This window comes from Micromonospora inositola, assembly GCF_900090285.1.
Taxonomy (GTDB): Bacteria; Actinomycetota; Actinomycetes; order Mycobacteriales; family Micromonosporaceae; genus Micromonospora; species Micromonospora inositola.
In genome coordinates, this window is the sequence record NZ_LT607754.1 from 1,431,895 (window position 1) to 1,449,617 (window position 17,723).

Annotated in this window: 20 protein-coding genes and 1 pseudogene; 10 read left to right on the forward strand and 11 right to left on the reverse strand. The window is 70.8% G+C overall.

Annotated elements, in window-relative coordinates; genetic code table 11:
• Nucleotides 1-3: 3 nt before the first annotated feature.
• From GA0070613_RS06870 to GA0070613_RS06880, 3 genes are read right to left on the reverse strand one after another with little or no spacing between them, the layout of a single operon-like run.
• Nucleotides 4-1,110, reverse strand: a complete 1,107-nt coding sequence (locus GA0070613_RS06870; protein WP_089011528.1) for a glycosyltransferase family 9 protein — start codon at nucleotides 1,108-1,110, stop codon at nucleotides 4-6.
• Nucleotides 1,111-1,118: 8 nt separating this feature from the next.
• Nucleotides 1,119-1,661, reverse strand: a complete 543-nt coding sequence (locus GA0070613_RS06875) for an Hsp20/alpha crystallin family protein (protein WP_089011529.1) — start codon at nucleotides 1,659-1,661, stop codon at nucleotides 1,119-1,121.
• A complete protein-coding gene (locus GA0070613_RS06880) occupies nucleotides 1,658-2,164 on the reverse strand; it encodes a DUF2231 domain-containing protein (RefSeq protein ID WP_089011530.1) in 507 nt (168 codons plus the stop codon). The genes GA0070613_RS06875 and GA0070613_RS06880 overlap by 4 nt, the downstream gene beginning before the upstream one ends.
• A 160-nt stretch (nucleotides 2,165-2,324) precedes the next feature.
• Here GA0070613_RS06880 and GA0070613_RS06885 point away from each other — a divergent pair, with 160 nt between their 5' ends.
• The 7 genes and pseudogenes from GA0070613_RS06885 (at nucleotide 2,325) to GA0070613_RS06915 (ending at nucleotide 7,732) form a co-directional block, all read left to right on the forward strand.
• Nucleotides 2,325-2,942, forward strand: coding sequence for a pyridoxamine 5'-phosphate oxidase family protein (locus GA0070613_RS06885; protein ID WP_089011531.1), 618 nt, complete (start codon nucleotides 2,325-2,327; stop codon nucleotides 2,940-2,942).
• Nucleotides 2,943-3,017: 75 nt separating this feature from the next.
• Nucleotides 3,018-3,674, forward strand: a complete 657-nt coding sequence (locus GA0070613_RS06890; RefSeq protein ID WP_089011532.1) for a winged helix-turn-helix domain-containing protein — start codon at nucleotides 3,018-3,020, stop codon at nucleotides 3,672-3,674.
• Entirely contained in the window at nucleotides 3,667-4,968 is a 1,302-nt protein-coding gene (locus tag GA0070613_RS06895; RefSeq protein WP_089011533.1) for an MFS transporter, read from the forward strand. Before GA0070613_RS06890 ends, GA0070613_RS06895 begins: the two co-directional genes overlap by 8 nt.
• Nucleotides 4,969-5,066: 98 nt before the next feature.
• Nucleotides 5,067-5,696 (forward strand): hypothetical protein, encoded by a 630-nt coding sequence (locus GA0070613_RS06900; protein ID WP_089011534.1) that lies wholly within the window; start codon nucleotides 5,067-5,069, stop codon nucleotides 5,694-5,696.
• Nucleotides 5,697-5,871: 175 nt separating this feature from the next.
• A complete protein-coding gene (locus GA0070613_RS06905; RefSeq protein WP_089011535.1) occupies nucleotides 5,872-6,159 on the forward strand; it encodes a DUF4190 domain-containing protein in 288 nt (95 codons plus the stop codon).
• 125 nt (nucleotides 6,160-6,284) lie between these two features.
• Nucleotides 6,285-6,734 (forward strand): annotated as a pseudogene (locus tag GA0070613_RS33260) (SRPBCC family protein); the annotation flags it as partial.
• 560 nt (nucleotides 6,735-7,294) lie between these two features.
• On the forward strand, nucleotides 7,295-7,732 hold the full coding sequence (locus GA0070613_RS06915) for a hypothetical protein (protein ID WP_089011537.1): 438 nt from the start codon (nucleotides 7,295-7,297) through the stop codon (nucleotides 7,730-7,732).
• On the opposite strand, the gene GA0070613_RS06920 is transcribed toward GA0070613_RS06915, so the two are convergent.
• Nucleotides 7,674-8,156, reverse strand: coding sequence for a MarR family winged helix-turn-helix transcriptional regulator (locus tag GA0070613_RS06920; RefSeq protein ID WP_172875767.1), 483 nt, complete (start codon nucleotides 8,154-8,156; stop codon nucleotides 7,674-7,676). The genes GA0070613_RS06915 and GA0070613_RS06920 overlap by 59 nt on opposite strands.
• Before the next feature lie 84 nt (nucleotides 8,157-8,240).
• Here GA0070613_RS06920 and GA0070613_RS06925 point away from each other — a divergent pair, with 84 nt between their 5' ends.
• Nucleotides 8,241-8,465, forward strand: a complete 225-nt coding sequence (locus tag GA0070613_RS06925) for a hypothetical protein (RefSeq protein WP_089011538.1) — start codon at nucleotides 8,241-8,243, stop codon at nucleotides 8,463-8,465.
• A gap of 51 nt (nucleotides 8,466-8,516) precedes the next feature.
• Here the strand turns inward: GA0070613_RS06925 and sigJ are convergent, their stop codons facing one another.
• Nucleotides 8,517-9,401, reverse strand: coding sequence for an RNA polymerase sigma factor SigJ (sigJ, locus tag GA0070613_RS06930; RefSeq protein WP_089011539.1), 885 nt, complete (start codon nucleotides 9,399-9,401; stop codon nucleotides 8,517-8,519).
• Between the two features lie 103 nt (nucleotides 9,402-9,504).
• Between sigJ and GA0070613_RS06935 the strand changes: the two genes are divergently transcribed.
• Nucleotides 9,505-10,275 carry an SDR family oxidoreductase gene (locus tag GA0070613_RS06935; RefSeq protein ID WP_089011540.1) on the forward strand — a complete coding sequence of 257 codons (771 nt, stop codon included), beginning with the start codon at nucleotides 9,505-9,507 and terminating at the stop codon, nucleotides 10,273-10,275.
• 75 nt (nucleotides 10,276-10,350) lie between these two features.
• Here the strand turns inward: GA0070613_RS06935 and GA0070613_RS06940 are convergent, their stop codons facing one another.
• Together GA0070613_RS06940 and GA0070613_RS06945 are read right to left on the reverse strand one after the other, a co-directional pair.
• Nucleotides 10,351-10,905 carry a DUF1707 SHOCT-like domain-containing protein gene (locus tag GA0070613_RS06940; RefSeq protein WP_089011541.1) on the reverse strand — a complete coding sequence of 185 codons (555 nt, stop codon included), beginning with the start codon at nucleotides 10,903-10,905 and terminating at the stop codon, nucleotides 10,351-10,353.
• Nucleotides 10,906-11,123: 218 nt separating this feature from the next.
• Nucleotides 11,124-12,002: a zinc metalloprotease gene (locus GA0070613_RS06945; protein ID WP_231929691.1), complete on the reverse strand. Its 879-nt coding sequence runs from the start codon at nucleotides 12,000-12,002 to the stop codon at nucleotides 11,124-11,126.
• 316 nt (nucleotides 12,003-12,318) lie between these two features.
• On the opposite strand from GA0070613_RS06945, the gene GA0070613_RS06950 reads away from it, so the two are divergent.
• Nucleotides 12,319-12,906 carry a carboxymuconolactone decarboxylase family protein gene (locus tag GA0070613_RS06950; RefSeq protein ID WP_231929692.1) on the forward strand — a complete coding sequence of 196 codons (588 nt, stop codon included), beginning with the start codon at nucleotides 12,319-12,321 and terminating at the stop codon, nucleotides 12,904-12,906.
• A 179-nt stretch (nucleotides 12,907-13,085) separates the two neighbouring features.
• On the opposite strand, the gene GA0070613_RS06955 is transcribed toward GA0070613_RS06950, so the two are convergent.
• The 4 genes from GA0070613_RS06955 to GA0070613_RS06970 form a co-directional block, all read right to left on the reverse strand.
• Nucleotides 13,086-14,288 (reverse strand): mechanosensitive ion channel family protein, encoded by a 1,203-nt coding sequence (locus GA0070613_RS06955; RefSeq protein WP_231929693.1) that lies wholly within the window; start codon nucleotides 14,286-14,288, stop codon nucleotides 13,086-13,088.
• 736 nt (nucleotides 14,289-15,024) lie between these two features.
• Nucleotides 15,025-15,795: a MerR family transcriptional regulator gene (locus tag GA0070613_RS06960; protein ID WP_089011544.1), complete on the reverse strand. Its 771-nt coding sequence runs from the start codon at nucleotides 15,793-15,795 to the stop codon at nucleotides 15,025-15,027.
• Nucleotides 15,796-15,825: 30 nt separating this feature from the next.
• Nucleotides 15,826-16,587, reverse strand: a complete 762-nt coding sequence (locus GA0070613_RS06965; protein WP_089011545.1) for an ABC transporter permease — start codon at nucleotides 16,585-16,587, stop codon at nucleotides 15,826-15,828.
• Between the two features lie 9 nt (nucleotides 16,588-16,596).
• A complete protein-coding gene (locus tag GA0070613_RS06970) occupies nucleotides 16,597-17,424 on the reverse strand; it encodes an ABC transporter ATP-binding protein (protein WP_408630991.1) in 828 nt (275 codons plus the stop codon).
• Between the last annotated feature and the right edge of the window lie 299 nt (nucleotides 17,425-17,723).

Sequence of the window (17,723 nt, forward strand, 5' to 3'; positions counted from 1 at the left end):
CGATCAGCCGCCGAGCAGTTCGCGGGCGGCCTCGACCACCTCCACGGTGGGCACGTCGGCGACGAAGGAGTCCCGGTGCGGGCAGTCGCCGTCGCCGGGGCGGTGCGGGTAGATCCCGGGGGTGCAGTCGACGCCGCAGACCGGGCAGCGGGTCGTCCAGGAGGCGATCGGCCGGTGCCGGGCGCGCAGCGGGGTGGCCCCGTTGATCAGGTTCCCGACCCAGTAGACGCCCACGGTCGGGGCGCCGACCGCGGCGGCCAGGTGCAGCGGACCGGTGTCGTTGGAGACCACCAGCGCGCAGCCCGCGTAGCAGGCGGCCAGCCCGCCGAGGCTGAGCGTGCCGACCTGCGGGCGTACCGGCACCCCGGCCGCCGCGACCACCGCCTCGACCACCTCGCGCTCGGTTGGCGTCCCGGTGACCAGCACCTCGTACCCGTCGCCGACCAGGGTGCGGGCGACCTCACCGAAGCGCTCCGGCGGCCAGCGCCGGCGGGTGTCGGTGGCCCCCGGGTGCAGCGCGACCCGGGGCTGCCGCGGCTCGCCGAGCACCTGCCGGGCCTCCGCCCGGTCCGCGTCGGTCACCGCGAGGGCCGGGATGATCGTGGTGGCCGGCGCCCCGACCAGGGCGGCGACCTCCAGGTAGCGGATCACCTCGTGCTGGTAGTAGACGTACCGGATCCAGCGGTCCAGCGGCGGGGCGTCCTCGGCCCGCAGCCCGGCGCTGACCCGGGCACCCAGCGCGGCGACGACGGGGTTGGAGTTGCGGCCGCCGCCCTGCAACTGCAACGCCAGGTCGAAGCGCTGCTCGCGCGCCGCGGCGAGGAAGTCGTCCATGGTGGGCCCGGCTTCGTCGGGGCCGGGGTCGCGGATGCCGGGTGCGGGCGGGACCACCAGCACCCGGTCCACCGGGCCGGGCCGGTCGCGCCAGAGCTCCGCGTGCCAGGGCGCGCCGAGCAGCACGAGTTCCGCCGACGGGTACGCGGCCCGCAGCGCCTCCAGCGCGGGCAGGGTGAAGAGGAAGTCGCCGAGCGCGTTGGCCCGGAGCACGGCGATCCGCTCGACGTCGGGCACCCGCTCGCCGACCGGCCCGAGCAGGGACGGGCTGTCCACTCGCGCCGCTACGGCCGGTCGATCTCGTCGACCGTGGTGTCCGGGTGGTGCATCTCCCGGTCCGCGGCCGGGTCGGCGAGGGTGCGCGTACCGGTGGGCGGGCCGGCCTGTTGGAAGCCGGTGCGGCCCACGGTGATGGTGCGCGGCGTGGGTCGGGACGCCCGGGGCAGCCGGACCCGGAGGAGGCCGTGGTCCATCACCGCGTCGATCCGGTCCGGGTCCACCCGGGACGGCAGGTCGACCCGGTACTCGAAGCCGCGCGTCTGGAAGCCGCCCGGGATGCCCTGGTCGGCGTTGACCTCGGCCTCCGAGCGGGCTCGCACGCAGAGTTCCCGGTCGTCCAGCTCGACGGCCACCTCCTCCGGCGCCACCCCGGGCAGCCGGACGACGACCTCCCAACCGTCGGCGGTCTCGGTCAGCTCGACGTCGGGCGGGCCGGACCGGCCGCCGACCAGGCGGCGCAGCTCGGAACGGAGCGACTGCAGCTCGCCCATCGGGTCCCACCCCTGCTGCCGGCCGCGCCAGCCCCGGCCGCTCGGCTGTTCCGTCATCGCACGTCTCCGATCCGCTGGTTGGCCGTGGGGGGTCGCAGCGAGCTCGGGGCGTTCAGGTCGGCCTGCGGGTCGACCCCGACGCCGAGCCGGTCGACCAGCTCACCGCCGAGCCAGGCGCTGATGCCGAGGATCGCCACGGCCACCACCTCGATGGCGATCAGGGCGCCCCCGGCGGCGCGGGAGTCGGCGTTGAGCCGGACCACCCAGACCGCGGCGAAGAGCAGGATCACCGCGACGTTGGCGGCGGCGTGGGTGAGGCCCACCCGCTTCGCCCGGGTTCCGGTGGGAAGGGCGAGCAGGTCGACGGTGCCGGCCGCCGCGGCCAGCAGGCCGCCGATCAGGCCGACGGTGATGTTCCAGTACGCCACCTCGCCCAGGAAGTCGGGCCCGCCGACGGTGTCGACCACGTCGAAGATCACCGCGGTGACCAGGAGCGCCACCGGGAACATCACCAGCATCGGGTGCACGGGATGGCCGAGCACCTTCAGTCGGCTCTCCATGGGGCCTCCATCGGTCGCGTCCGAGCGCGCTGCGGGTTAGGCGGTACCCGTGGGGTTCCCGGGCAAACCTCGCGTTCGACGCGCTCGCCTAGGCTGTCGGCGGTGAGGACCGGCTGTTCCGCCGGCCCGTCACCGGGGTCAACGGACGGGGGAGGCACACGTGACGGTGGAGATCACTTCGCACGAGGAGCTGCGCGAGCTGCTGGGGACGCCGATGCCCCGGGCCGTCGCCAAGGAGCGGACGGTGCTGCACGAGCGGGACCGGCAGTGGCTCGCCGCGTCGCCGTTCTGCCTGGTCGCCACGGCCGGCGCGGACGGCAGCTGCGACGTGTCGCCGAAGGGCGACCCGCCCGGCTTCACGCTGGTGCTCGACGAGACGACGATCGCGATCCCGGAGCGGCCGGGCAACCGCCGGGCGGACGGCTACCGCAACATCCTGGACAACCCGCACGTCGGGCTGATCTACCTGATCCCCGGGCGCACCGACACGCTGCGGATCAACGGCCGGGCCCGGCTGGTCCGGGACGCGCCGTTCTTCGACGACATGGTGGTCAAGGGGCACCGCCCGGTGCTGGCCGTGGTGGTGGAGATCGAGCAGATCTTCTACCACTGCGCGAAGGCGTTCCTCCGTTCCGAGCTGTGGCAGCCGGCGACCTGGCGGCCGGACGCGCTGCCGTCCCGGGCCCGGCTGATCAAGGAGGTGGAGGCCCCGGCGGAGAGCCTCGCCGACCTGGAGCGCCACTACGGCCCGGACTACGCCGCGCACATCTACTCCTGAGCCAGCCGGTCCGACCGGGGTCGGAGGTCGCTCGCGACATTGCTAAAGACATCTTTATAAAGATAGCTTTAGCGTATGGCGCTCTCCCGGGTGAATCTCTCCGACCCCGTCACGCTGCGCGGCTACGCCCACCCGCTGCGGATGACCCTGATCGGGCTGCTTCGCCGGCAGGGCCCGATGACCGCGACCCGGGCCGCCGAGCTGCTCGGGGAGAGCGTGCCGAGCTGCTCGTTCCACCTGCGGCAGCTGGCCAAGTACGGGTTGGCCGAGCGGGTGCCCGGCGCGGACGGCCGGGAACGGCCCTGGCGGGCCACCGCCGCGGTGACCACCTGGGACGAGGGCGCCGAGGACCCGGAGATGCGGGCGGCCACCGACCAGCTCAGCGCCGTGCAGCTCGCCCGGTACGTCCGACGGGCCGAGGACTTCGTCGCCCGGCGCGCCCAGGAGCCGGCGTCCTGGCGCGCGGTCACCGGTTTCAGCGACGCGCTGCTGCACGTGACCCCCGCCGAGCTGGCCGAGCTGACCCGCCGGATGGACGCCCTTTTCGCCGAGTACGACGACCGCGTCACCGACCCGGCCGCCCGGCCCGCCGGCACCCGGCCGGTCGCGCTCTTCCAGATGCTCATGCCGATCGAGGACGGACCGCCGCCCGCCGCTCCCCCGGCAGCCGGCCTCGACCGACCCGGCGAGGACGGTCCGAGCCCGGACGACCGCGCCCAGGCCGATGACTGAGCAACCGGCGGGCACCGCCACGCTCCCGCCGGCGCCACCCGTGCGGACGCGCCGCCCGGCACTGCCCCGCCTGCTGCGTGAGCGGGCGTTCCGGCGGTACTGGTCGGCGACCACGGTCTCCCTCTTCGGCGACGAGGTCTCCACGCTCGCCCTACCGCTGCTCGCCGTCCTCGGCACCACGGCCGGGCCCGCCGAGATGGGCTACCTGACCGCCGCCGGGCTCGCCCCGAACCTGCTCTTCCCGCTCCTGGTCGGCGCCTGGGTGGACCGGTACCCGCACAAGCGTCGGATCATGGTGCTCACCGACGTGGGCCGGGCGCTGCTGATGGCGACCGTTCCGGTGGCGTACCTGCTCGGCGTGCTGGCCCTCACCCAGCTCTACGTCGTCGCCTTCGCGATCGGCACGCTGGCCGTCCTCTTCGAGGTGTCCCGCAGCACGCTGTTCGTGTCCCTGGTCGACCGCCAGGACTACGTCGAGGCCAACACGCTGCTCAACGGCAGCCGGGCGATGTCCACGGTGGCCGGCCCGGGTGCCGCCGGCGTCCTGGTGCAGGTGCTCAGCGCGCCGGTCGCGCTGGTCGCCGACGCCCTGTCGTACCTCGTCTCGGCGTACTTCCTGGGGCGGATCCGGCCGACGGAGCCGGCGCCCGCGCGCGGCGCCGGCCTCGGCATCGGCGAGGGGCTGCGGGTGCTGGTCCGCTCGCCGATGATGCGCGGGCTCCTGCTCGGGTCCACCACGGTCAACCTGTTCAACTTCATGTTCATCGCACTCTTCGTGCTGTACGCCACCCGCGAGCTGGGCATCACGCCCGGCGTGCTCGGCGCGGTGATCGGCGCGGGCGCGATCGGCGGGCTGATCGGCGCGGCGCTGACCGGGCGGCTGGCCCGCCGCTTCGGCGTCGGCCCGACGGTGGTGGCCAGCTACGTCCTCTTCCCCGCCCCGCTGCTGCTCGTCCCGCTGGCCGACGGACCCATGCCGCTGGTGCTGGGCATGCTGTTCGTCGCCGAGTTCCTGGCCGCCGCCGGGGTGATGATGCTGGACATCGCCGGCGGCTCGGTGCAGACCGCGCTCACCCCGCCGCGGCTGCTCGCCCGGGTGTCGGGCGTCCGACGCACGGTCAACTACGGCATCCGGCCGATCGGCGCCCTGCTGGGCGGTGCGCTCGGCCAGGCCCTCGGCGTACGACCGGCGCTCTGGATCGCCACCGTCGGGGCCCTCGGCGGTCTGCTCTGGGTGGCCTTCTCCCCGGTCCGCGCGCTGCGTGAGCTGCCCGAGCCGGCGGCGGACGACTGACGTTTGAGCGGTCGGCTGAGGGTACAGATCAAGGGACGGTCCACCGCGTCACGCGGCGCTGTACCCCCTGGACACGGGTCGAGGAAGGATGATGTTCGATGCCCACGCAGAACAGCTCGGCGCGCGGCAGTGGTTCCACCGCGACCAAGAACCCGCCGGGTAACCAGACCCCGAACACCCCCGACATCAACGAGAGCGAGATCGCCCGCCTCAAGGTCGACGAGCTGCGCAACCGGCTGCGCAACCGCGGCGTCACCGACACCGCCGACATGCACAAGGACGACCTGGTCAAGACCCTGATCAAGACCCTGCGCGACGGCCCCGGCAGGTCCGGCGGTTCGGGCCCGGCCGGTGGCGGCATCCGTACCGGCGAGCACAGCTCGAAGTCGATCAGATACTCGCAGGAGATCACCTCCGTCGACGACGAGCCGGAGCGCCCGGGGCGCAGCCTGGTCACCACCGACCACGAGGTGATCCGGCGGTGGGCCGAGGAGCGCAAGGGCGTACCGACCACGGTCGACGGCAGCGAGCACGACGGGCACGCCGGGGTGCTGCGCTTCGACTTCCCGGCCAACGGCCGGGAGGCGCGACTGCGCGAGATCAGCTGGGAGGAGTGGTTCCGCGCGTTCGACGAGCGCCGGCTCAACTTCATCTACCAGGAGGAACGCTCCGACGGGAAGCAGAGCAACTTCTTCCGGCTGGAGAGCCCGGACCGCGAGGACGGCTGAGCGTACGCGGGGACGGCCACCGTCCCCGCGTCGGTCCGGAGGCCCAGGTCAGCGCGTTGACCTGGGCCTCCGGCAGGTCGTACCGGCGGTCCCGCCCGGCCATCGACCGCGATGTTTGGGCAGGTGAACCGGTGGATATCAGAAGCCTCCAGGTCGTTTCACACTGGAGGGTCCGATGAGCCAGCCGTCGTATGCGGAGCATCCGCGGAGCAGCGCGGCCCCGGCGGTCCGCGGCACCAACGTCATGGCGATCCTGTCCCTGGTCTTCGCCTTCGTCTTCTCCCCGGTCGGCATCGTGCTCGGCCACATCGCCAAGAAGCAGATCCGGCGGACCGGGGAGCAGGGCAGCGGCCTGGCCACCGCCGGTCTGGTGCTGAGCTACATCTTCACGATCCTCGGCATCCTCAGTTTGATCGTCTTCGTGTTCATCGTCGCCGCCAACTCCGGCAGCACCGCCGCCTGATCCACCTGGCCGATGGACGGGCTCGTCCCTAGTGCACCGGGTCCGGTTGAGCGCCTCTTCCGAGGGTAGGAGTTCTCGTAACGCGAGGAGAGACCCTCCTGACGACTCAACGACAAGGAGTGCCCATGACCACGAAGGTCGAGAAGTCCATCGAAGTCAACGTTCCGGTCAGCACCGCCTACAACCAGTGGACCCAGTTCGAGGAGTTCCCCCGGTTCATGGGGGGCGTCCAGGAGGTACGCCAGCTCGACGACAAGCGGATGCACTGGGTCGCCGAGATCGCGGGCGTGAAGCGCGAGTGGGACGCCAAGGTCCTGGAGCAGGTCCCGGACCGCAAGGTGGCCTGGGCCGCCACCGAGGGCGCCACCAACGCCGGCGCCGTCTACTTCCAGCCGGTCGGCACCGACCGCACCCAGGTCCGGCTCTCCCTCGAGTACGAGCCCGAGGGGCTGGTCGAGAAGGCCGGCGACAAGCTGCACATCGTCGAGAAGCGGGCCGAGGCGGACCTGGAGAAGTTCAAGTCGTACATCGAGGGCCGGGGCACCGAGACCGGCGCCTGGCGGGGCACGATCGACGACGGTCGCAACCTCGGCACCCCCGGCGTGGAGCACGCCGCCTCGTCGCGGGGCGACGACGGCAAGGCCGGCGTCTCCGGCAAGGCCGTGGCGGCCGGCGCCGCCGTCGCGGGCGCGGCCGCGGCCGGCGCGGCGGCAGTGACCAAGCACCGGTCGAGCGACGACGGCACCAGCACGCCGGAGACCGAGACCGAGTACGTGGTGACCGACGTCCCGACGCCCCGGACGAGCACCTTCCCGGCCGATCCGGCCGATCCGGCCGACCCGCGCCGCAACCTCTGACGCACGTCGTCTCCCTGCCGGAGTGAGCCCGGCGGGCCGGCCCGGAGCCGAGCCCGCCGGGCTCGGTCCGCTGCGGTGAACGCCGCAGCTTGTTGCCGTCACCGGGCGGGATCGGTGACCAGGAGTGGCGACGACGCGGAAAGTTCCGACAGCGTCCCAGCCGGGAGCCTCGTCCTCGTCCTCGTCGTCCTCGTCCAGCTCAACACCGATCTCGGTCATGCGGCGCCTTCCCGTCCTCACCCGCGTCCACGATCGCCGACGATCCGTATTCTCCGATCATGACCGACACGCCGCTACGTCCGCCGCTGGGCCGGGTGCCGCGCACGGTGATCACGGTGCTGCTGGTGATCGCCGTGATGATTCCCGCGCTGCTGATCCGCGATCTGATCGCGGCACGTACCGGTCTTGCTCCACTGGCGGATGCCGGCGCGGTCGTCGTCCCCATGGCGGTGCTGGCCTGGCTCGCGCCCAGGGTCTCCTACCGCCGACGCGATGCCCTGCTCTGGCCGGTCGGTGTCGGCGGGTACGTCTTCTTGGTGATCGCCTGGCGGCTGGCCTACCTGCCGTACCGGGACTGGCCGCCTCGTCCCGACGAGGCGGCGCACGCCCGTTGGCTCCCCGACCCCCGGTACGCCGGGCTGTGGCACCTGGCCGGCTTCACTCCGCGCCGTGGCTGGCGGGAGGCGCCTTCGACGCCTGCCGCGCCGCCTCGATGACGTCGGTCAGCGTGGCGTGCAGGCGCTTGAGGTCCTCGATCGGCATGCCCAGGCGCTCGACGATGGCCGGGGGGATGCGCTGGGCCTGACTTCGCAACGCCTGACCCTTGGGGGTGAGCGTCACGGCCAGGCTGCGCTCGTCGGCCGGATCGCGCTCGCGCCGGAGGTAGCCGATCGCCTCCAGCCGCTTGAGCAACGGCGACAGGGTGCCCGGGTCGAGTTGCAGGAGACGGCTCAGCTCGCGTACGGAGAGCGGCGCGTGCTGCCAGAGGGCCAGCATCACCAGGTACTGCGGGTGGGTGAGTCCCATCGGTTCGAGCAGTGGGCGGTAGACGGCCACCACTCCACGGGCCGCGACGGAGAGGGCGAAACAGACCTGCTGTTCCAGCGCCAGCGGATCATCGATGTCGCTCAGGTCACCCATCCGATCGGCCCCTCCCTCTCGCTGTTACCGTACCAATAGTTGGTGTACCAATCGTTGGATTGCCAATGGTGAGGGGTGGGACACATGGCGGAGGAGAGCAAGACTCCCGACGACCAGGGCAAGGGCGGCCGGATCCTGGACTGGGTCTACCGGAACCTTGCCGGCCCCGCGACGGTCGACAACGCCGTCCACGGCGGCTCGCAGGAGGCACGGGAGCAGTGGAAGCGGGACCTGGAGAATCGTAAGCAGTGGAGCCGGGAGCAGCGCGAGCGCAAGCGCGCCGAGCGCGAGGCGCGCCGCGGCCGCTGACCTCAGGTCCCCGGATTCCCGCTGGCCACCCTGCCGCCTCGCCGCGGATCGTCAGCCGTCGAGGACCGACAGGTCGAGCCTCCCCAGCCGCTCGGGGTCGGAGAGCACGTCGATGGCGACGATCTTCCCGGCGGCGACGGTGAAGCCCATGACCGAGACCGGCCGCCCCTGTACGACGACCACGACCCCGGCGGCGCCGTTGACCAGCGCCGGGCGCGCGAACGGGGAGAGCCGCCCGAAGGTGAGCGCCTGTCCGGCCACCGTGTGCGCGCCGGTGAGCACGACCGTCTGGCGGGCCCGCGTGAGCCCGCCGTCGGCCCGCAGCACCACGTCGGGGTGGAGCACCGCGACGAGCGCGTCGAAGTCGCCGTCGTGGGCGGCGGCGAAGAACGCGCTGACGACCTCCCGCTGACGGCTGGCGTCGGGGTCGGGCTCGGGGGCCTGCCCACGTACCCGGCGGCGGGCCCGGCTCGCCAACTGCCGGGCCGCGGTGGGGGTCCGCTCGATCATCGGGGCGATCTCCTCGAACGGCACGGCGAACATGTCATGCAGCACGAACGCGAGCCGTTCGGCCGGCGTCAGCGTCTCCAGCACCACCAGCAGCGCCAGCCCGACCGAGTCGGCGAGCACCGCCTCCCGCTCGGGGTCGGCGCCGGACTCCGGGCTGATGACCGGATCGGGCACCCGCACGTCGAGCGGCTCCTCCCGCCGGTGCGCCCGCGCCCGCAGCATGTTCAGGCAGACCCGGGCCACCACCGTGGTCAGCCACCCGCCGAGGTTCTCCACGTCACGGGTGTCGGCGCGGCTGACCCGCAGCCAGGCGTCCTGGACGGCGTCGTCCGCCTCGCTCACCGAACCGAGCATCCGGTACGCCACCGCCCGCAGCCGGCTCCGCTGCTCCTCGAACCGCTCGGTCAGAAATTCGCGCTCATCCACCGGTCACATCCCCTTCTCGCCGGGTGTCACAGCGGTAGACCCACGAAACACAGCCGATGTGACCGGGAGATCGACTCCCGAACCGAACGAGTTTGGAGCAGCCATGACGTCACCCATCCTGGTCACCGGTGGCACCGGCACCCTCGGCCGCCTCGTCGTACCGCGCCTGCGGGACGCCGGCCGCGACGTGCGGGTGCTCAGCCGGGGGCGCCACCAGCCCGGGAGCGGCGTCGAGCACGTCACCGGCGACCTGCTCACCGGCGCGGGGGTCGAGTCGGCGGTGGCCGGTGCCGAGACCGTCGTGCACCTCGCGGGCGGCCCCAAGGGCGATGACGAGGCGACCCGGAACCTGGTTCGGGCCGCGTCGCGGGCCGGGGTGCGACACCTGGTGTACATCTCCGTCATCGGCGCGGACCGGGTGCCGCTGAGCTGGCTCCGGTCCAAGCTGGACGCCGAGCGGGCGATCGCCGACTCCGGCCTGCCCTGGACGACGCTGCGGGCCGCCCAGTTCCACGACCTTGCCTTCACCGTGGTGGAGAAGATGGCGAAGCTGCCGGTGATACCGGTCCCGGGCGGGCTCCGGTTCCAGCCGGTTGACGTGCGGGACGTGGCCGCCCGGCTCGTGGACCTGACCCTCGACAAGCCCGCCGGCCCGGTGCCCGATCTGGCCGGGCCCCGGGTGTACGGGCTGGCCGAGTTGGCCCGCGGCTACCTGCGGGCAAGCGGCAAGCGCCGCCCGATGCTGCCGGTACGGATGCCGGGGAAGGCCGGCCGGGCGTACCGGGCCGGCGCGAACCTGACGCTCGACGGCGCTGACGTGGGCGCGCGGACCTGGGAGGACTTCCTGGCCGAACGGCTGAGCCCGGCCCGCTGAGCGCCCCACCGCGGCGGGCCGCCCGGCAGGCTCGCCGCGCGGTGCTCGCGCGCTGACCACCGGCACCTGTCCCGGTCACCACCGCCAGCGCAGGAACCGGCGCTGATGTCGCACCGTGAGGCTCGAGGTCTGCAGGTGACCGCGCATCACCACGTGCAGACCGCCCGAGTCCGGCACGCCCGCCCTGGCCGAGCTGGACGACATCTCCACCTCATCCACCGAGGCGGACGCACCGTGCGGCAGCACCACCGTCACCGAGCTGGACCGGACGTCGAGCAACACCTCCACCGTCGGCGACACGATCACCGCCTCGGTGAGGTCCAGTCGTACGCTCGACGACCGGGCCTTGACGACCACCCGACGGGGCACGACCCACCGTCCGGCCCGCTTCAGCGACGACGCGCGGGAGCGCAACTCCAGCACCTGCGGTGCGCCGGTCGCCGGCAGGTCCGCGGTGAACGGCGCCAGGTCGCCGTGGGTACGCGCGGCCAGCACGCCCCCGATCCGGTCCTCGAACTCGGCGAGCGTGAGCCGCCCCTCGCCGACCGCCTGGTTCAGCTGCTCGACCACCCGCTCCCGTTCGGCGTCGGACACCCGCATCTCGGGCCGTGGCACCAGCTCTTCGGTCACGCGCCCAACCTACGACCTCGCGCAACCGAACGGCAGGGCCGTGCCGGAGTCCATTTGCACCCCGACGAGGGGTCCAGCCCGTCGGTCTGGTCACGCCGGGTGCACCGACCGGACCAGCTCGCCGGCGTTCGGTAGCGCTTCGGTCTGCGTATACGAAAGGAGTTGACGAGCCGCTGGCCGCGACCCGTCAACCCCGACACGTACCCACCCAGGCTGGGTTACTTGACGCCACCGGCCCGGAACGCCACCCAGGCGTCGCTCATTCGGTCCGCCTGTCCTGCGGTGAACATGTCCATGCAGGAGTCCTGCGTGTAGTCCATGAAGTTGTGGATCGGGTCCAGCCCGGGTGCGGTGCAGGTGTCCGCGCCCACCGGGCAGTTGAACTGCGGCGCCGCCTCCCGCGGAGTGTCCGCGACGTAGTCGCCGGAAGCGGAGCACCCGTGCGCGAAGGTGTGCTCCAGCATCAGCCAGTGCCCGACTTCGTGCGTCAGCGTGTCACCCAGGGCGTACTTGCCCGCCGTTCCGCCCGGCATCGACTCATCGAGCATCACCACGCCGTCGATGTAGTCCCGGCCGTTGTTGTAACCCTTCGGGAAGTACGCCCAGCCGAGGAGCCCGCCACCGATGTTGGCCGCGTACACGTTCAGGGTGCGGGAGTCGCCGGTGTACAACGCCTGCTTCATGTCCCGCTCGTTCTTGCCCGGCACGACCGTGTACCAGTCGCTGTTCACCGTCCACGTCGTGTCGACGAGCGAGAACCGGAACGGCGTGTCGGAGGCGTTCGCCGCCGTGCGGCCCGCGAACGAATCGTTGAGCACGGTCATCTGCGCCGCGATCAGGGTGTTCCACCTGTTCGTCTCGGCCGCGCCGAGGGGGTGGTCGGAGACCATGTGGAAGATCGTGGGCACGGTGACGCTGCCGTTGGTCAGCCGCGGCGAATCCTTGATCACGCCGTAGGCGTTCGCCTCATTCTTGGAATACAGCTCCGGCTCCTGTGCGGTGGCGCCCACGCTCACCCGCGCCGCGCTGTGCCCCTCGGCACCCGGCTCGCACGCCGCAACACCCGCGGAGGCGGTGACGGACGCTGCCGTGCCCACCGCCCCGGAGGCTCCACCGGCCGCCAAGAATGTCGCAGCGGTAGCGGTCAGGACTGCCAGTTGGAACGTCGATCTCCTGCGCATCGTTGCACCTTTCACGTCTGGGGGATGGAGGGGTCACGGAGCGGGATGGCCGAGGGTCGCCGCGACGAGGTCACTGACATCGTCGTCCCGGTATAAGAACACGCCATCGACGTCAACAACAGGGCATTGGGAAGCTCGCCGCGACCGAGCGCGGCACGCAGGAGAAGTATCGGACTTCTGAGCTGTCGTTGATCGGTCACTGAATGATCGTCGGGTAATGCACATTGACCCTATGAATCACGCTGCTGCGTTCCTTGCCGATCCGCCGCAAAGCCCTGCGGTCACTGCCGTCTACCAGGCCGATGTCGCCTCCGACGGCTACGTCAACAACCTCACCCGCGCCTGGTGCTGGCGTCCGGATGTGCTGGCGTCCTTCCAAGCCGTGCGTGCTGATCTCCTGGCCGATTCGGGCCTGTCGCCCCGGGAAGTGGCCGTGATGGTCGCCGCCACCGCCGCTGCCCGCCGCGACGCCTACTGCGCGCTGGCTTGGGGATCCAGGCTGGCCGAACTCAGCGACGAGGCGACCGCCGCAAGGGTGCTGCAAGGCGTTGACGGTGGCCTCTCCGATCGGGAGGCTGCACTGGCCGGCTGGTCTCGTCAGGTCGTCCAGGATCCGAATGCCACGACCCAGGCGGACGTGGACCGCTTACGCGACGCGGGCCTCAATGACCAGGAAATCTTCGAGGCGACGACGTGGATCGCGTTCCGGCTGGCGTTCTCGACTGTCAACGACGCGCTGGGAGCGCGGCCGGATCCGCAGCTTGCCGAGAAAGCGCCTCGGCTCGTCCGCGAAGCCGTCACCTACGGCCGGGCAGTGTAGGTGCACACCATCCCCGACCCCCGTTGCGCAGAGAACGTCAGCCCCCACCGACAGCGGTGCCCGTGTGGCGCCAGCGCCGTCAGCGGCATGAGCGCGCGATCACGAACCGGAGTCCGCCTCCGCACGACCCGGCTCGGCGCTGCTGCCGCAGTCGACCTGCGGCCGTCCCGGGCGAGGCATTACGGGTGATACTCGCCCCGGGTCCGTGGGAGCCATTGCGGGTGTTGGTCCCGGACGTACGTGGTGAGGGCCTCCCGCACTTCGCAGGCGAGGTTCCAGGCGCTGGGTGAGTCTGCGGCCCAGGCGCGTAGCTTGACGGCGATTGTTTGCGGTGTCACGTCGACCATCTGTAGTTGCCATTTGTTGTCGCGTTCCCACAGCGGGTTCGCCTCCAGGAGGCGTTGCGCCTCGCTGCGCAGCTCGTTCAACTCGGCGGTGAAGTCCAAGTGCAGGGTGACTTCGCTGATCACTCGCGCGTCGTGTCGGGTCAAGTTTTGAAAAGGGCGTTCGGTGAAGTAGGTGGTGGGCAGGGTCAGCCGCCGTTCGTCCCACATCCGCATGACGACGTGGGTGAGGTTCACCTCCTCGATGCGGCCCCACTCGTCGTTCACCACGACGACGTCGTCTTCCTGCATGGCGTGGGCGACAACCACCTGGAGTCCGGCGAGGACGTTGCCGAGCGTGGTCCGGGCGGCGAGGCCGACGATGACGCCGAGGACTGCGGCGGATGTCAGCAGGGATATGCCGAATGCCCGCAGGGTGTCGAAGGTTGTCAGGGCCCAGCCGATCGCCAGCACTGTGACGACAGCCCCGGCCAGCTTGCGGAGCAGCCGGATCTCGTTGCGGGTCCGCCGGATGGACGGATCCTTGCTGTGCATAGGGAGATGTAGCAGGGTGCCTGCCTCGGTGACGCGCAGCGCCTTGGCCACCAACCAAGCGAGTGCAAGGACCAACACCAGGCGCAGCGCGTTACGGCCGTGGGGCAACCAATCATTGGGCAGGTCGGTGTATTGCAGTGTGAAGTACAGCGCAGCGAGTACCAGGATGAAAATCGTCAGGCGGCGGCAGGCGCGATAGGTCGGCATCAACAACGACCGGTAGGGCTCCCTCGCCGCCTTCTTGATGGCTACGCCAATGAGCCAGCCCACGAGCCAACCAGCGGCGACGGCAGCCGCGACGACCAGCGCCGTGCGCACCAACGCGGCCGGGGCCAGCAGAGGAGCCGGCACCGCAACGTACGACGCGTTCCGCGCCGCACCGCCTTCGCCCCCACGGCCCCGCAGCGCCTGACGTTTTCCTACCCACCCAGGGTTCCGGCCCTCGGCCATGAGGAAGGGTTTCGTACCGTGCCGCTCCGCGCCGCCGAGGGTGGGCGGCAGCATGGGGAGCCTCTTGCGGCCTGAGATGCCCACAGAAGGGAGTACCCATGGCGACAACGACTAACCGACGTGGATGCAAGGGCGCCCGGACTACTCCCTGCCTCGCTCCTTGACCGAGCCCACGCAGGCCGCGTGGCTGTTCGTGGAGCTGTCAGGGGCGAGGCGGCCGTTGTAACGGGTTTCCCGTCGCTTCCACCGGCCCAGCGGTTGGCGAACACGTGTGTGCCGATCAGGACGAATCCGGCCGATCTCCTCAGGGATGTCGGGGTCCAGCACGATTTCGCCGTTCTGGGCATCAAGGCCAAGCTTGGCCGCGCAGGAGAAGGAGTGGAGCCCCACTCGCCCACGCCTGCGGGTTGCACGCCGTCGAGTTCCAAGCAAGTGACACGGAATCGGATCACGCACGACTGGCAGGCGCAGTTCCGGGCCAGGCATCCGACGCGTCCGAGCGGGCCGTTCGGCCCTGCCGGCGAGCATGGCCGCGCTCCCCGCGGCAAGAGAGATGACATGCGTCGGCTTCGCTCGGCGTGGCCGTAGAGCTGCCGCCATGAACGGCGGCTGCCGTTCTAATCGTCGAGTAGACGGCGCAGATATGCCGCGGACGGTGGAAGGTAGCACTGGTTGGTGCGGCGGGTGAGCGCCGCCAGCCCCTACCGGAGCCATCCCGCACCAGCAGGCTGACAGAACCCATTAGATGGCTGCGCCTGATCAGACGCGGGTGCGGGCACGGCGTGACGCCTCAGGGCTCGCGCTTCTCGACCCGAGTCCACCCGGTCCAACCACGCTCGGCGATCAGTTCCCGCAGCCGCGCGACGGCGGGGTGGGCGCCATCGGCGAACGCGTCCATCAGGCGGATGAACTCCGCATCGGGCCCGTGCTCGTCCCGCCAGTCCAGCTGCCCATTGGCCGCCGCCTGCTCGAACAACTCGCTCATCAGGTCGGCCGTCTCGCGCAGCAGCTCCTCGTCCTCCCAGTCCTCCGCGATCCGACCGATGAGCTGGTAGAGCCGGACGATCTTCGGGTCGGCCAGCTCGGCCACCTTCTGGGCCATGAACGCCGGGATAGCCTCCGGCCAGCGCGCCGCTATCAGGATCCAGGCGTCCCGCTCGGCCACGATCATCGCCTCCGGCGCTCCGGTGGCACGCAGGCGGTCCAGGTAGTCGATCACCTCCTCCGGGAGAGCCAACGAATCGCCGGAGCCCAGCTGCGCGATCCGCCGCCGGTGCTCCTGCAGTGCGCGGATCTGCGCGCGCAGCTGCCGGTCGATCTCGGTGGTCGCGGCGGCGAACGTCTCGGGGTCAGCGTCGAGTAGCTCGCGGACCCGGGCCAGCGGGACGCCGGCCTCGGCTAGGGTCCGGATCCGGATGAGTCGCACGACTGCGGCCGCGTCGTACGTCCGGTAGCCGGAGGCGTCGCGCTCTGGCTCCCGGAGCAGACCGATCTGGTGGTAGTGCCGCACCGCGCGAATGGTTACCCCGGCGTAGGACGCCAGCCGTCCGATCGTCAGCATGGCTTCAGCCTGCACGAAGGAGACACATCGTCAACTGATCTTGCGATGGTAGATGGCCATGGCGACGCCATATGCGACGATGAGGAGGCCGGCACACCAGGCGAGGGCGATCCAGATGTCGGCGCCGACCTGCTGCTGAGCGTACAAGTCGCGGATCGTGTTGACGATGGACGTCACCGGCTGGTTCTCGGCGAAGGCGCGCACCGGCCCGGGCATGCTCGCCGTGGGTACGAAGGCCGAGCTGATGAACGGCAGGAAGATGAGCGGATAGGAAAACGCGCTCGCGCCATCCACGGACTTCGCGGTCAGGCCCGGGATGACGGCGAGCCACGTCAGGGCCAGCGTGAACAGCATCATGATGCCGGCGACCGCGAACCAGTCCAGCACGCCGGCCCCCGAGCGGAAGCCCATGACGAGGGCGACCAGCACAACCACCGCGAGCGAGATCAGGTTGGCGACCAGCGAGGTCAGCACGTGCGCCCACAGCACGGACGAGCGTGCGATCGGCATGGACTGGAACCGCTCGAAGATGCCGCCCTTCATGTCCAGGAAGAGCCGGTATGCGGTGTAGGAGATGCCCGAGGCGACGGTGATGAGCAGGATGCCAGGCAGCAGGTAGTTCACGTACTTGTCCGACCCGGTCTGGATCGCGCCGCCGAATACGTAGACGAACAGCAGCATGAATGCGATCGGCATGATCGCGGTTGTGATAATGGTGTCCGGGCTGCGGCTGATGTGGCGCAGGGACCGGCCCAGCAGGACGGCGGTGTCGCTGAAGAAATGCTTGATCATCGAGGGTCCTTAGTTGTTCGTGCCGTCTGGGCTGGCGGCGCCTACTTTTCTGTCGGTGCCGTCGTCGCCGACGATGGCGAGGAAGACGTCCTCGAGGGTCGGCTGCTTCTCGACGTACTCGACCTTGGCGGGCGGGAGCAGCTGCTTGAGCTCGGGGAGAGTGCCGTTCGCGATGATGCGCCCCTTGTGGAGGACCGCGATCCGGTCGGCGAGCTGTTCGGCCTCGTCGAGGTACTGCGTGGTGAGCAGCACCGTCGTGCCCTGCCTGGCGAGTTCCCTGACGGCCTGCCACACTTCGAGACGCGCCTGTGGATCGAGCCCGGTCGTCGGCTCATCGAGGAAGATCACTGGCGGGTCCCCGATGAGGCTCATCGCGATGTCGAGGCGGCGGCGCATGCCGCCCGAGTACGTCGACACCTTCCGTGTGGCCGCGTCAGTCAGTGAGAAGCGGGCCAGCAGGTCATCCGCGATCCGGCCCGGATCCCTCAGATGCCGCAACCGGGCGACCAGCACCAGGTTCTCCCGCCCGCTGAGGATCTCATCGACGGCCGCGAACTGTCCCGTCAGGCTGATGGACTCCCGCACCTTCGCCGCTTGCGTGACGACATCGAAGCCGTTGACGCTGGTCGTCCCCGCGTCCGGCTTGAGCAGCGTGGACAGGATCCTCACGACCGTGGTCTTGCCCGCCCCGTTGGAGCCGAGCAGGGCGAAGATGCTGCCGCGCGCCACGTCGAAGTCCACGCCGCGCAGCACGTGCAGCTCCTTGTATGACTTCTCCAGGCCCTGGACCTGGATCGCAGGCCCGCGGACCTGCTCGGTTGTCATCTGAAGACTCATGGACATGGCGCCAGCATGCAGGGTTGACCCTGCGTCAAGGTCAAGCCCGCGAGCAAGGCAGGTCGCCTGCTCAGGTTGCGGGAGTGGCGTCAAGGCTGATCCACCGCTCGGTCATGGGCACGTCCGGACGGCAACCGGGCCGGCTCGGCGTGACGCTGCGTAGCGCGCGAGTCGCGGCAGAAGCGTGCACGTGATCTTGTCGGGCACGGCCCGCGAGATCAGGGCACGCGGAGCGTTCAACGCCGGGCACTATTTACTCGTGGCTCCTGACCAACTCGCCGGCTGCTTCGTCGTGGAGG

Bases quoted from the DNA above. Each gene is read 5' to 3' on its own strand.
- GA0070613_RS06875 (WP_089011529.1), bottom strand. From the start codon at position 1,661: ATGACGGAACAGCCGAGCGGCCGGGGCTGGCGCGGCCGGCAGCAGGGG.
- GA0070613_RS06880 (WP_089011530.1), bottom strand. From the start codon at position 2,164: ATGGAGAGCCGACTGAAGGTGCTCGGCCATCCCGTGCACCCGATGCTG.
- GA0070613_RS06890 (WP_089011532.1), top strand. From the start codon at position 3,018: ATGGCGCTCTCCCGGGTGAATCTCTCCGACCCCGTCACGCTGCGCGGC.
- GA0070613_RS06895 (WP_089011533.1), top strand. From the start codon at position 3,667: ATGACTGAGCAACCGGCGGGCACCGCCACGCTCCCGCCGGCGCCACCC.
- GA0070613_RS06900 (WP_089011534.1), top strand. From the start codon at position 5,067: ATGCCCACGCAGAACAGCTCGGCGCGCGGCAGTGGTTCCACCGCGACC.
- GA0070613_RS06905 (WP_089011535.1), top strand. From the start codon at position 5,872: ATGAGCCAGCCGTCGTATGCGGAGCATCCGCGGAGCAGCGCGGCCCCG.
- GA0070613_RS06915 (WP_089011537.1), top strand. From the start codon at position 7,295: ATGACCGACACGCCGCTACGTCCGCCGCTGGGCCGGGTGCCGCGCACG.
- GA0070613_RS06920 (WP_172875767.1), bottom strand. From the start codon at position 8,156: ATGGGTGACCTGAGCGACATCGATGATCCGCTGGCGCTGGAACAGCAG.
- GA0070613_RS06925 (WP_089011538.1), top strand. From the start codon at position 8,241: ATGGCGGAGGAGAGCAAGACTCCCGACGACCAGGGCAAGGGCGGCCGG.
- GA0070613_RS06935 (WP_089011540.1), top strand. From the start codon at position 9,505: ATGACGTCACCCATCCTGGTCACCGGTGGCACCGGCACCCTCGGCCGC.
- GA0070613_RS06950 (WP_231929692.1), top strand. From the start codon at position 12,319: ATGAATCACGCTGCTGCGTTCCTTGCCGATCCGCCGCAAAGCCCTGCG.
- GA0070613_RS06955 (WP_231929693.1), bottom strand. From the start codon at position 14,288: ATGCTGCCGCCCACCCTCGGCGGCGCGGAGCGGCACGGTACGAAACCC.
- GA0070613_RS06960 (WP_089011544.1), bottom strand. From the start codon at position 15,795: ATGCTGACGATCGGACGGCTGGCGTCCTACGCCGGGGTAACCATTCGC.
- GA0070613_RS06965 (WP_089011545.1), bottom strand. From the start codon at position 16,587: ATGATCAAGCATTTCTTCAGCGACACCGCCGTCCTGCTGGGCCGGTCC.
- GA0070613_RS06970 (WP_408630991.1), bottom strand. From the start codon at position 17,424: ATGAGTCTTCAGATGACAACCGAGCAGGTCCGCGGGCCTGCGATCCAG.